Here is a 12,381-nt window from a genome sequence, read left to right on the forward strand (position 1 = left end):
GCGGGTCGTGGCCGCTTCTCGCGCAGTTCCCCGCGCCCCTAAAGGCCTGTGGCTGAGCTGGGTTCCTCGGCTGATCCCAACCCCCTAGGGGCGCGGGGAACTGCGCGACCAGCCGTCCACGACCCGCAGACAAGAACGGGGTCAGGGGCGCGGGGAACGCCGCGAGCGACCGGACTACCTAGGGGCGCGGGGAACTGCGCGAGCAACCCGCCACACACCCGCAGACGAACACCGGGCCAAAAAGGGGCGCGGGCAACCCGCCGCTCAGTCGCAGACAAAGGTCCGGCCAAAAACAATGCAAGCACGCTTGCTTGTTTTGGGGGTTGGTGTCATGCTCCCGGGCACGCACCCGCATCCCACCCCGCCCCGAAGGGACCCGCCCGTGCCCGACGCGACGACCACCGCCGTGCTCGACGATCTGCGTGACGAAGGCGACGAACTCGACGGGCTCGTCGGTGCGTTGGACGCGGCGCAGTGGCGCAGAGGCACCGCCGCCGAGGGGTGGAGCATCGCCCACCAGATCGCCCACCTCGCCTGGACCGACCGCGCCGCCCTCCTCGCCGTCACCGACCCCGACACCTTCGCCGCCGAGGTCGAGAAGGCCGCCGCCGCCCCGGACACCTTCGTCGACGAGGGGGCCGAGGAGGGGGCCCGGCTCCCGGCCGACGAGTTGCTGCGCCGGTGGCGGGACGGGCGCGCGCGGCTGCAAGACGCCCTGACCACCGCCCCCCGAGGCGCCCGCTTCCCCTGGTACGGCCCGCCCATGTCCACCGCCTCCATGGCCACCGGCCGCCTCATGGAGACCTGGGCCCACGGCCAGGACGTGTGGGACGCCCTCGGCCGCACCCGCGAGCCCACCGACCGGCTGCGCCACGTCGCCCGCATCGGCGTCCGCGCCCGGGACTTCGCCTTCGCCGTGCGCGGGCTCGCCGCGCCCGAGCAGGAGTTCCGGGTGGAGCTGACCAGCCCGGACGGACAGGACACCTGGACGTACGGCCCCGACACCGCCCCCCAGCGCGTCACCGGCCCCGCCCTCGACTTCTGCCTCCTCGTCACCCAGCGCATCCACCGCTCCGACACCGCCGTCCGCGCCGAGGGCCCCGACGCCGACCGCTGGCTCGACATCGCGCAGGCCTTCGCGGGCCCGGCAGGACCCGGACGTACGCCCAAGGGGGCCTGATGCGCCGTCCCCTGCGCGTCGGCAACGCCTCCGGGTTCTACGGCGACCGCTTCGACGCCATGCGCGAGATGCTCACCGGCGGCCCCCTCGACGTCCTCACCGGGGACTACCTCGCCGAGCTCACCATGCTCATCCTCGGCCGCGACCGCCTCAAGGACGCCCGCCTCGGCTACGCCAAGACCTTCCTGCGGCAGCTGGAGGAGTGTCTGGCGCTCGCCGGTGAACGCGGGGTCAAGATCGTCGCCAACGCCGGGGGGCTCAACCCCGCCGGGCTCGCCGACGCCGTCAGGGAGCTGGCCGTCCGCGTCGGCGTGCCCGCGCGCGTGGCCATCGTCGAGGGCGACGCCCTCCCCCTTCCCCCCGGCGCCCTCACCGCCAACGCCTACCTCGGCGGCGCCGGCATCACCGCCTGCCTCGCGGCCGGCGCCGACGTCGTCGTCACCGGGCGGGTGACGGACGCGGCCCTGGTCACCGGCCCGGCCGCCTGGTGGCACGGGTGGGGGCCCGAGGAGTACGACGCCCTCGCCGGAGCCGTCGTCGCCGGGCACGTCCTGGAGTGCGGCACCCAGGCCACCGGCGGCAACTACTCCTTCTTCCGCGACCACGACGTCCGCCGCCCCGGCTTCCCCCTCGCCGAGATCCGCGCCGACGGCAGCAGTGTCATCAGCAAGCACCCCGGTACGGGCGGCGTCGTCGACGTCGGGTCCGTCACCGCCCAGCTTCTCTACGAGACCGGCGGCGCCCGGTACGCCGGGCCCGACGTCACCGCCCGGCTCGACACCGTACGGCTCGCCCACGAAGGCCCGGACCGCGTGCTCATCAGCGGAGTGCGCGGCGAAGCCCCGCCCCCGACCCTCAAAGTCGGCCGCACCCGCGTCGGCGGCTGGCGCAACGAAGTCGTCTTCGTGCTCACCGGGCTCGACATCGACGCCAAGGCCGCCCTCGTCCGCGAGCAGGTGGAGGACGCCCTCGGGCGCGCCGAGTCCCGCCCCCGGCACGTGAAGTGGGAGTTCGCCCGCACCGACCGGGCCGACGCCGACACCGAGGAGACCGCCAGCGCCCTCCTGCGGCTCGTCGTCCGCGACGCGGACCCGGACGCCGTCGGCCGTACCGTCAGCGGCGCCGCCGTCGAGCTCGCCCTCGCCAGCTACCCGGGCTTCCACGTCACGGCCCCACCCGCGAAGGGCACGCCGTACGGGGTGTTCGAGGCGGACCACATCCCGGCCGCCGAGGTCGCGCAGGTGGCCGTGCTGCCGGACGGCGTACGGAAGGCGGTGCCCCACCCCGTACGGACGCGGCTCCTCGAGCCCGCCGAGGAGCCGCCCCTGCCACCGGCCCCGCCACCCGGTGGCCCCACCCGCCGCGCCCCCCTCGGCCTCGTCGCCGGTGCCCGCAGCGGGGACAAGGGCGGGGACGCCAACGTCGGCGTCTGGGCGCGCACCGACGACGCCTGGGCTTGGCTCGCCCACACCCTCACCACCGAGAAGGTGCGTCAACTGCTGCCCGAATGCGCCGGGTTGGCCATCGAGCGGCACGTCTTACCGAATCTGCGCGCCCTCAACTTCACCCTCCACGGCCTCCTCGGCGAGGGCGTCGCCTCGCAGGCGCGTTTCGACCCGCAGGCCAAGGCGCTCGGCGAGTGGCTGCGCTCGCGCCACCTGGACATCCCGGAGGTACTGCTGTGACCCTCCTGCCCACCGCGCTCGACACCGCGGACGCCGAGTACGCCGCCCACCGCGAGGCCATGCTCGCCAAGCTGGCCGAGCTGGACGCCGAGCACGCCAAGGCGCTCGCGGGCGGCGGTGCCAAGTACACCGAACGCCATCGCAAGCGGGGCAAGCTGCTCGCCCGCGAGCGCATCGAGCTGCTGGTCGACCCGGACACGCCGTTCCTGGAGCTGTCGCCGCTGGCGGCCTGGGGGAGCGACTATCCCGTCGGCGCCTCGATGGTCACCGGGATCGGGGTCGTCGAGGGCGTGGAGTGCCTGATCACCGCGAACGACCCGACCGTACGCGGCGGCGCCTCCAACCCATGGACCCTGAAGAAGGCGCTGCGGGCCAACGAGATCGCGTACGCCAACCGGCTGCCCTGCATCAGCCTCGTCGAGTCCGGCGGCGCCGATCTGCCCTCGCAGAAGGAGATCTTCATCCCGGGCGGGGCGCTCTTCCGCGACATCACCCGGCTCTCCGCCGCCGGGATCCCCACCATCGCGGTGGTGTTCGGCAACTCGACCGCCGGTGGCGCGTACGTCCCCGGGATGTCCGACCACACCGTCATGATCAAGGAGCGGTCGAAGGTGTTCCTCGGCGGGCCGCCGCTGGTGAGGATGGCCACCGGCGAGGAGAGCGACGACGAGTCGCTGGGCGGCGCCGAGATGCACGCCCGCACCTCCGGTCTCGCCGACCACTACGCGGTGGACGAGCACGACGCCCTGCGCCAGGCCCGGCGCATCGTCGCCCGCCTCAACCACCGCAAGGCGCACCCGGATCCGGCGATCGGCTACGAGCCGCCCAAGTACGACGAGGACGAGCTGCTCGGGATCGTGCCCGGCGACCTCAAGACGCCCTTCGACCCGCGCGAGGTGATCGCCCGGCTCGTCGACGGCTCCGACTTCGACGAGTTCAAGCCGCTCTACGGGACGAGCCTGGTCACCGGCTGGGCGCGGCTGCACGGCTACCCGGTCGGCATCCTCGCCAACGCCCAGGGCGTGCTGTTCTCCGCCGAGTCGCAGAAGGCCGCCCAGTTCATCCAGCTCGCCAACCAGCGCGACATCCCGCTGCTCTTCCTGCACAACACCACCGGCTACATGGTCGGCAGGGAGTACGAACAGGGCGGGATCATCAAACACGGCGCCATGATGATCAACGCGGTCAGCAACTCCCGGGTGCCCCATCTGTCGGTGCTGATGGGGGCGAGTTACGGCGCCGGGCACTACGGCATGTGCGGGCGCGCCTACGACCCCCGCTTCCTGTTCGCCTGGCCCAGCGCCAAGTCCGCCGTGATGGGGCCGCAGCAGCTCGCGGGCGTCCTCTCGATCGTCGCGCGCGCCTCGGCGCTGGCCAAGGGCATGCCGTACGACGAGGAGGCGGACGCCGGACTGCGGGCCATGGTCGAGCAGCAGATCGAGGCCGAGTCCCTGCCGGTGTTCCTGTCCGGGCGGCTGTACGACGACGGCGTCATCGACCCCCGCGACACCCGCACGGTCCTGGGCATCTGTCTGTCCGCGATCCACACGGCCCCGGTCGAAGGCGCGCGCGGCGGCTTCGGCATCTTCAGGATGTGAGGCGCTGATGATCCAGTCCGTTCTTGTCGCCAACCGGGCCGAGATAGCCTCCCGGGTCTTTCGCACCTGCCGTGACCTGGGAATATCCACGGTCGCCGTGCACTCGGACCCGGACGCGCCGCTGCCGTACGTCCAGGAGGCGGACGCGGCCGTGCGGCTGCCGGGGGCCGCGCCCGCCGAGACGTATCTGCGCGGCGAGCTGATCGTGAAGGCCGCCCTCGCGGCGGGCGCGGACGCCGTGCACCCGGGGTACGGCTTCCTCTCCGAGAGCGCCGGCTTCGCGCAGGCGGTGATCGACGCCGGACTGACCTGGATCGGGCCGCCGCCCGCCGCGATCGAGGCGATGGCCTCCAAGACCCGCGCCAAGCAGCTGATGGCGGCGGCCGGAGTGCCGCTGCTCGCCCCCGTGGACCCGGCGCGGGCCACCGACGCCGATCTGCCGCTGCTCCTCAAGGCGGCGGCGGGCGGCGGCGGACGCGGCATGCGGGTCGTACGCGAACTCAAGGTTCTGGAGGAGGAGGTGGCGGCCGCCTCCGCCGAGGCCAGGTCCGCTTTCGGGGACGGCGAGGTGTTCGCCGAGCCGTATGTGGAGCGCGGGCGCCATGTCGAGGTGCAGATCATGGCCGACGCGCACGGCACGGTCTGGGCGCTCGGCACCCGCGACTGCTCGCTCCAGCGCCGCCACCAGAAGGTCATCGAGGAGGCCCCGGCGCCCGGGCTGCCCGAGAGCCTGCGCACCAGGCTGCGCACGGCCGCCGTCGCCGCCGCCCGGGCCGTCTCCTACCGGGGCGCGGGCACGGTCGAGTTCCTTGTCGACGGCGAGGGCCGGGCGTACTTCCTGGAGATGAACACCCGCCTCCAGGTCGAACACCCCGTCACCGAGGCCGTGTTCGGGGTCGACCTGGTCGCCTTGCAGCTCCAGGTCGCCGAGGGCACGGCGCTGCCCGCCGAGCCGCCCGAGCCCCGCGGGCACGCCGTCGAGGCACGCCTGTACGCCGAGGACCCGGCGGGCGGCTGGACCCCGCAGACCGGCGTGCTGCACCGGCTCGACGTGCCCGGCGTCCGCCTGGACCGGGGCTACGGCGACGGCGACACCGTCGGCGTCCACTACGACGCCATGCTCGCCAAGGCCGTCGTCCACGCCCCCACCCGCGCCGCCGCCGTCCGCGGGCTCGCCCGCGCGCTGGAGCTGGCCCGGGTGCACGGCCCCAAGACCAACCGCGACCTGCTCGTACGCTCCCTGCGCCACCCGGACTTCACCTCCGGCCGCCTCGACACCGGCTTCTACGACCGGCACCTGGGCGCCCTCACCGAGCCGCACCCCGCAGAGGCGCACGCGGCCCTCGCCGCCGCCCTCGCGGACGCGGCGGCCCGCGCCTCGCGCTTCGGCGGCGGCTGGCGCAACCTGCCCTCCCAGCCGCAGACCAAGCGCTACGGCGACCACGAGATCCGCTACCGCCTCACCCGGCGGGGTCTGCTGGCCGAGGACTTCCCGGACGTACGCCTGCAAGCGTGCGCACCCGATCGCGTACGGCTCGAAGTGGACGGTGTGGCGCGGGACTTCCTCGTCGCGCGCCACGGCGACCAGGTGTACGTCGACACCGCCACCGGCTCGTACACGCTCACCGCACACCCCCGCTTCACCGACCCCAGCGAGCTGATCGCCCCCGGGTCGCTGCTCGCACCCATGCCGGGCGTGGTCGTCCGGGTCGCGGACGGCCTCGCCGAAGGGGCGCGGGTCACCGCGGGCCAGCCGCTGATCTGGCTGGAGGCGATGAAGATGACCCACCCCATCACCGCCCCCGCCTCCGGCACGCTCACCGCGCTCCACGCCGACCCCGGCCGCCAGGTCGAGGTGGGCGCCCTGCTCGCCGTCGTACAGGACGCACCCGAAGCCCAGGAGGACCAGCCGTCATGACCGGAGCACGCAGCAGCACCATGGAGAGCCAGGAACTCAAGGACCTGCGGGCCGCGGTGGCGGCGCTCGGGCAGCGGCACGGGCGGGGGCACGACCGCGAGGTGCTGTGGGCCGAGGCCGCCAAGCTCGGCTATCTGGGCGTGAACCTGCCCGAGGAGTACGGCGGCGGGGGCGGCGGCATGGCCGAGCTCTCCATCGTCCTGGAGGAGCTGGGCGCCGCCGGATGCCCGCTGCTGATGATGGTCGTCTCGCCCGCGATCTGCGGCACGGTCATCGCCCGCTTCGGCACCGAGGAGCAGAAGCGCGCCTGGCTGCCGGGGCTCGCGGACGGCTCGAAGACCATGGCGTTCGGCATCACCGAGCCCGACGCGGGCTCCAACTCGCACCGCATCACCACCACCGCCCGGCGCGACGAGGAGGGCGGCGGCTGGATCCTCACCGGCCGCAAGGTGTTCATCTCCGGCGTGGACATCGCCGACGCCACCCTGATCGTCGGCCGCACCGAGGACGCCCGCACCGGCAGCCTCAAACCGTGCCTGTTCATCGTCCCCCGCGACACCCCGGGCTTCGCCCGCTCGCGGATCGACATGGAACTCCAGGCGCAGGAGAAGCAGTTCGAGCTGGTCCTCGACGAGGTGCGGCTGCCCGCCGAGTCGCTGGTCGGCGACGAGGACGCCGGGCTGCTCCAGCTCTTCGCCGGACTCAACCCCGAGCGGATCATGACGGCCGCCTTCGCGATCGGCATGGGCCGCTACGCGCTGGCCCGGGCGGTCTCGTACGCGAGCGAGCGACAGGTGTGGAAGGCGCCCATCGGCGCCCACCAGGCCATCGCCCACCCGCTGGCCCAGGCGCACATCGAGCTGGAGCTGGCCCGGCTGATGATGCAGAAGGCGGCGGCGCTCTACGACGCGGGCGACGACACGGGCGCGGGCGAGGCCGCCAACATGGCCAAGTACGCCGCCGCCGAGGCCTGCGTCAAGGCCGTCGACCAGGCCGTGCACACCCTCGGTGGCAACGGCCTCACCCGGGAGTACGGCCTCGCCGCGCTGATCACGGCGGCGCGGGTGGCCCGGATCGCGCCGGTCAGCCGCGAGATGATCCTCAACTATGTCTCGCATCAGACGCTGGGGCTTCCCAAGTCGTACTAGCCGTACTAGGACGTGCCTCCATGGTCTTCCACAGCGAGTACCCGGCGGTCCCCGTCGTCGACGAGCCCATCCACCAGGCGGTCCTGGGGCACGCGGTGCCCCGCCACGGCGCCGCCACCGCGCTGGTCGACGGCTCGGACCCGACGGGCGCCACCTCCGTCTCGTACGCCCTGCTCGACGTCCAGCACCGCCGGGTCGCCGCCGCGCTCGCCGACGCGGGGCTGCGCAAGGGTGACGTCCTCGCCCTGCACAGCCCCAACTCGGTGCTGTTTCCCGCCGTGTTCTACGGAGCCACACGCGCCGGCGCGTCGGTGACCACCGTCCATCCGCTCGCCACCGCCGAGGAGTTCGCCAAACAGATCGCCGACTCCTCGGCGCGGTTCGTCGTCACCGTCGCACCCCTGCTGGAGACGGCCCGGCGGGCGGCCGAACTCAGCGGCTGCATAGCGGAGATCTTCGTCTGCGACCGGGCCGAGGGCCACCGCTCGGTCCTCGACATGTTCGCCTCCACCGCGCCCGAGCCCGCCGTGGAGTTCGACCCCGGCGAGGACGTGGCCGCGCTGCCCTACTCCTCGGGCACCACCGGCGTCCCCAAGGGCGTCATGCTCACCCACCGCTCCATCGCCACCAACCTCGCCCAGCTCGCCCCGCTCGTCCCCATGAAGCCCGGCGACCGCATCCTCGCGGTGCTGCCCTTCTTCCACATCTACGGGCTCACCGCGCTGCTCAACGCCCCGCTCAGGCACGGCGCCACCGTCGTGGTGCTGCCGCGCTTCGACCTCGACCAGTTCCTCGCCACCATCGAGCGCCACCGCGTCACCGGCCTGTACGTGGCCCCGCCGATCGTGCTGGCCCTCGCCAAGCACCCGGCGGTCGCGCAGTACGACCTGTCCTCGGTCGAGTACGTGGTCAGCGCCGCCGCCCCGCTGGACGCCGCTCTCGCCGCGGCCTGCTCGGCCCGCCTCAAGGTGCCACCGGTGCGCCAGGCGTACGGGATGACCGAGCTCTCGCCCGGCACCCACGTCGTCCCGCTGTCCGCGGCCGGCCCGCCGCCCGGCACCGTCGGCAAGCTGCTGCCCGGCACCGAGATGCGCCTGCTCGACCTCGACGACCCCGGCCGTGACGCGGCCCCGGGCGAGCGGGGCGAGATCGCCATCCGGGGCCCGCAGGTCATGAAGGGCTATCTGGGCCGCCCCGAGGCCACCGCCGAGATGATCGACGCGGACGGCTGGGTGCGCACCGGCGACGTCGGCCGCGTGGACGCCGACGGCTGGCTCTTCGTCGTCGACCGGGTCAAGGAGCTCATCAAGTACAAGGGCTTCCAGGTCGCCCCCGCCGAGCTGGAGGCGCTGCTGCTCACCCACGGCGGCATCGCGGACGCGGCGGTGACCGGCGTGTACGACGAGGACGGCACCGAGGTGCCCTGCGCCCACGTCGTACGGGCGGCGGGCGCCGGGGACCTCACCGCCGAGGACGTCATGGCGTACGTGGCCGGGCGCGTCGCCCCGTACAAGAAGATCCGCAGGGTGGAGTTCATCGCCGGGGTGCCGCGCGCGGCCACCGGCAAGATCCTGCGGCGCGAACTGAGGGAACGGCAGAAGGGCAGCGCATGAGCTACGTGAAGCAGTCGCAGGACAGGGGCGTGCGCACGCTCTGCCTGGACTCGCCCGCCAACCGCAACGCCCTGTCGGCGGGGCTCGTCGGCGAGCTGGGCGAGGCGCTGGCGCGCTGCGCCGGGGACCAGGGCGTCCGGGCGGTCCTGCTCACCCACACCGGCACCACGTTCTGCGCGGGCGCCGACCTCAGGTCCCCGGCCGACCCGGGCGCCTTCGTCGCCCTGCTGCGGGCCGTGGTCGAGCTGCCCAAGCCCGTGGTGGCCCGGGTCACCGGACACGTCCGGGCCGGCGGGCTCGGGCTGCTCGGGGCCTGCGACATCGCGGTGGCCGGCCCGGACTCCTCGTACGCCTTCACCGAGTCCCGCCTCGGGCTCGCCCCGGCGGTGATCTCCATGCCGCTGCTGCCCCGGATGGACCCGCGCGCCGCCGGGCGCTACTACCTCACGGGGGAGCGGTTCGGGGCGGCGGAGGCGGCACGGGCCGGGCTGCTCACCGAGGCGGCCGACGACGTGGACACGGCCCTCGCCCCCGTCCTCGACGGGCTGCGCCGGGCCTCCCCGCAGGGGCTGGCCGCGTCGAAGGCGCTGGTCACGGCTACCGTGGTGGAGACGTTCGACCGCTGGACGGAAGACCTGAGCGCGCGTTCGGCAGCCCTGTTCGCCTCGGCCGAGGCGAAGGAGGGCGTCACCGCGTTCCTGGAACGACGGGATCCCGTATGGGTGTGCTGACTTCTGCCGCCAAGAGCCCCAAGCAGGACCGCAGCCGGGCGACCCGGCAGCGCCTCCTGGAGGCCGCGGTGGCCTGTCTGGCCGAACACGGCTGGGCGGGCTCGACGGTGTCGGTCGTCGCGGAGCGGGCCGGTGTCTCGCGCGGCGCGGCCCAGCACCACTTCCCCACTCGGGAGGACCTGTTCACGGCGGCCGTCGAGTACGTGGCCGAGGAGCGCTCCTCGGCCCTGCGCGCCCTGGGCCCCACCGACCGCCACACCGTGGTCGCCAGCCTCGTCGACCTCTACACGGGCCCCCTGTTCCGGGCGGCCCTGCACCTGTGGGTGGCCGCGGCCAACGAGCCCCAACTGCACGCGCGCGTAAGGGAGCTGGAGGCCCGCGTGGGCCGCGAGTCGCACCGCATCGCGGTGACGCTCCTGGGCGCGGACGAGTCGGTCCCCGGAGTCCGGGAAACAGTCCAGGGCCTCCTGGACATGGCCCGCGGCCTGGGCCTGGCCAACCTCCTGACGGACGACGGCGCAAGGCGCCGCCGGGTGGTGTCCCAGTGGGCGGAACTGGTGGACGGGGCACTGGGGCCGGGGTGACGGCTGGGAGCCGGGCGGGCAGAAGCCGGGGCCGGGGCAGGCTGACGCCCACCTCGGCCCCGACCCCCTAGGGGCGCGGGGAACTGCGCGACCAGCCCACCACGACCCGCAGACGACAACTAGGACGCGCGACGGTCCGAGTCCTCACAGGCCTTCGCCTGCTTGCGCAGGGCGTCCGCCTTCTGGTGCGCCCGAGCAGCCGCCTCGCGCTCACCCAGGTGCCGAAGCTCCTCCGCCTTGCGGTCCAGCTTCGCCGCCTCCTGACGCAGCTCCGCCGGCTTGCAGATGATGACACCGGCCTGCGCGGTGGGCGCGACGGTCACGGCGAGACCGCCCGCGAGCAGCGCGGCGGCCAGCACACTGGTGACAGTACGACGCATGGAGACACTCCAAATCCCGGACCGGAAAGGCCCGTTGTGGGGGGTTGGTACGCGAAAACCCTATCGAATCAAGCCAAGAGTTGATCAAGTGGGTTTCCACCGGCCCCAGCCACACGTCCGGCCCCGGACACACGTGTGGCGCCGCCCCCGCACGAGGGAACGACGCCACACGTACACGCACACGCACACGCACACGCAGACCTAGACGTACGAGAGGGCTAGCCCCGAATCCCCTCGTACCCCTCCACCTCGCGCGGGTCGCGCGGACCCGGCCCGATGTACCGGGCGGACGGCCGCACCAGACGCCCCGTCCGCTTCTGCTCCAGGATGTGCGCCGACCACCCCGCCGTACGGGCACAGGTGAACATCGACGTGAACATGTGCGCCGGGACCTCCGCGAAGTCCAGCATGATCGCCGCCCAGAACTCCACGTTGGTGGCGAGGACGCGGTCGGGGCGCCGCGCGTGCAGCTCCTCCAGCGCGGCCTTCTCCAGCGCCTCGGCGACCTCGAAGCGCGGCGCCGCCAGCTCCTTGGCGGTACGGCGCAGCACCCGCGCGCGCGGGTCCTCGGCGCGGTAGACGCGGTGGCCGAAGCCCATCAGGCGCTCGCCCTTGTCCAGCGCCTTCTTCACGTACGCCGTGGCGTCGCCGGTCCGCTCGATCTCCTCGATCATGCCGAGGACACGGGAGGGGGCGCCGCCGTGCAGCGGGCCCGACATCGCGCCCACCGCGCCGGAAAGCGCGGCGGCGACGTCGGCGCCGGTGGAGGCGATGACGCGGGCGGTGAACGTCGAGGCGTTCATGCCGTGCTCGGCGGCCGAGGTCCAGTACGCGTCGACGGCCTTGACGTGCTTGGGGTCCGGCTCGCCGCGCCAGCGGATCATGAAGCGCTCGACCACCGACTCGGCCTTGTCGATCTCGCGCTGCGGCACCATCGGCAGCCCCTGGCCGCGCGCCGACTGGGCGACGTAGGACAGGGCCATGACGGCGGCGCGGGCCAGGTCGTCGCGGGCGGTCCGCTCGTCGATGTCGAGCAGCGGCTTCAGGCCCCAGACGGGCGCGAGCATCGCGAGCGCGGACTGCACGTCGACGCGGATGTCCCCGGAGTGCACGGGGATGGGGAACGGCTCGGCGGGCGGCAGGCCGGGGTTGAAGGCGCCGTCGACGAGCAGCCCCCAGACGTTCCCGAACGACACATGGCCGACGAGATCCTCGATGTCGACGCCTCGGTACCGAAGAGCGCCGCCTTCCTTGTCGGGTTCGGCGATCTCCGTCTCGAACGCGACGACTCCTTCAAGTCCGGGTACGAAGTCGGACATCAGGCGGCTCCTCGTGATGCGTGTCGACAGCTGCGGGATGGGTCGGGCAGGGGGGCGCCCCTTCCCCCGTGATGCCCCGTGCGGTGGAAAGTCACCCACCGGGTCGTAGGGGGGCCACAGTGGCCCAGCGCAGAGTTTGGCGGGTTCGACGGGTGCGGGGAAGCGTGACATCCGGCACACTGCCCCATTTGCCGCGCAGAGGGTTGGCGACCCTCCGTGCCGGGA

The 12,381-nt window shown here is 73.5% G+C and carries 10 protein-coding genes; 8 read left to right on the forward strand and 2 right to left on the reverse strand.

Going from position 1 to position 12,381, the window contains the following annotated elements:
- Positions 1–382: 382 nt before the first annotated feature.
- From ABD236_RS33410 to ABD236_RS33445, 8 genes are read left to right on the forward strand one after another with little or no spacing between them, the layout of a single operon-like run.
- Positions 383–1,180, forward strand: a complete 798-nt coding sequence (locus tag ABD236_RS33410; protein ID WP_344080915.1) for a TIGR03084 family metal-binding protein — start codon at positions 383–385, stop codon at positions 1,178–1,180.
- Complete coding sequence (locus tag ABD236_RS33415; RefSeq protein ID WP_344080918.1) at positions 1,180–2,865, forward strand: acyclic terpene utilization AtuA family protein; 1,686 nt, start codon at positions 1,180–1,182, stop codon at positions 2,863–2,865. The genes ABD236_RS33410 and ABD236_RS33415 overlap by 1 nt, the downstream gene beginning before the upstream one ends.
- Positions 2,862–4,463, forward strand: a complete 1,602-nt coding sequence (locus ABD236_RS33420; RefSeq protein WP_344080921.1) for an acyl-CoA carboxylase subunit beta — start codon at positions 2,862–2,864, stop codon at positions 4,461–4,463. The genes ABD236_RS33415 and ABD236_RS33420 overlap by 4 nt, the downstream gene beginning before the upstream one ends.
- Positions 4,464–4,470: 7 nt before the next feature.
- Positions 4,471–6,381 (forward strand): acetyl/propionyl/methylcrotonyl-CoA carboxylase subunit alpha, encoded by a 1,911-nt coding sequence (locus ABD236_RS33425; RefSeq protein WP_344080926.1) that lies wholly within the window; start codon positions 4,471–4,473, stop codon positions 6,379–6,381.
- The gene (locus ABD236_RS33430; RefSeq protein ID WP_344080930.1) at positions 6,378–7,529 is read left to right on the forward strand and encodes an acyl-CoA dehydrogenase family protein; all 1,152 of its coding nucleotides are present in this window, start codon (positions 6,378–6,380) and stop codon (positions 7,527–7,529) included. The genes ABD236_RS33425 and ABD236_RS33430 overlap by 4 nt, the downstream gene beginning before the upstream one ends.
- A gap of 20 nt (positions 7,530–7,549) precedes the next feature.
- Positions 7,550–9,142, forward strand: coding sequence for an AMP-binding protein (locus tag ABD236_RS33435; RefSeq protein ID WP_344080933.1), 1,593 nt, complete (start codon positions 7,550–7,552; stop codon positions 9,140–9,142).
- The gene (locus ABD236_RS33440) at positions 9,139–9,873 is read left to right on the forward strand and encodes an enoyl-CoA hydratase family protein (RefSeq protein WP_344080936.1); all 735 of its coding nucleotides are present in this window, start codon (positions 9,139–9,141) and stop codon (positions 9,871–9,873) included. The genes ABD236_RS33435 and ABD236_RS33440 overlap by 4 nt, the downstream gene beginning before the upstream one ends.
- A complete protein-coding gene (locus tag ABD236_RS33445; RefSeq protein WP_344080939.1) occupies positions 9,861–10,457 on the forward strand; it encodes a TetR/AcrR family transcriptional regulator in 597 nt (198 codons plus the stop codon). Before ABD236_RS33440 ends, ABD236_RS33445 begins: the two co-directional genes overlap by 13 nt.
- Positions 10,458–10,576: 119 nt before the next feature.
- Here the strand turns inward: ABD236_RS33445 and ABD236_RS33450 are convergent, their stop codons facing one another.
- Entirely contained in the window at positions 10,577–10,837 is a 261-nt protein-coding gene (locus ABD236_RS33450) for a hypothetical protein (protein WP_344080942.1), read from the reverse strand.
- Positions 10,838–11,055: 218 nt separating this feature from the next.
- Positions 11,056–12,156 (reverse strand): citrate synthase 2, encoded by a 1,101-nt coding sequence (locus ABD236_RS33455; protein ID WP_344080945.1) that lies wholly within the window; start codon positions 12,154–12,156, stop codon positions 11,056–11,058.
- Positions 12,157–12,381: the final 225 nt, after the last annotated feature.

It is taken from the genome of Streptomyces crystallinus (genome assembly GCF_039521265.1).
GTDB classification, from domain to species: Bacteria; Actinomycetota; Actinomycetes; order Streptomycetales; family Streptomycetaceae; genus Streptomyces; species Streptomyces crystallinus.

Coding starts and splice junctions, on each gene's coding strand:
- ABD236_RS33415 (WP_344080918.1), top strand. CDS start 1,180: ATGCGCCGTCCCCTGCGCGTCGGCAACGCCTCCGGGTTCTACGGCGAC.
- ABD236_RS33425 (WP_344080926.1), top strand. CDS start 4,471: ATGATCCAGTCCGTTCTTGTCGCCAACCGGGCCGAGATAGCCTCCCGG.
- ABD236_RS33430 (WP_344080930.1), top strand. CDS start 6,378: ATGACCGGAGCACGCAGCAGCACCATGGAGAGCCAGGAACTCAAGGAC.
- ABD236_RS33435 (WP_344080933.1), top strand. CDS start 7,550: ATGGTCTTCCACAGCGAGTACCCGGCGGTCCCCGTCGTCGACGAGCCC.
- ABD236_RS33440 (WP_344080936.1), top strand. CDS start 9,139: ATGAGCTACGTGAAGCAGTCGCAGGACAGGGGCGTGCGCACGCTCTGC.
- ABD236_RS33445 (WP_344080939.1), top strand. CDS start 9,861: ATGGGTGTGCTGACTTCTGCCGCCAAGAGCCCCAAGCAGGACCGCAGC.
- ABD236_RS33450 (WP_344080942.1), bottom strand. CDS start 10,837: ATGCGTCGTACTGTCACCAGTGTGCTGGCCGCCGCGCTGCTCGCGGGC.
- ABD236_RS33455 (WP_344080945.1), bottom strand. CDS start 12,156: ATGTCCGACTTCGTACCCGGACTTGAAGGAGTCGTCGCGTTCGAGACG.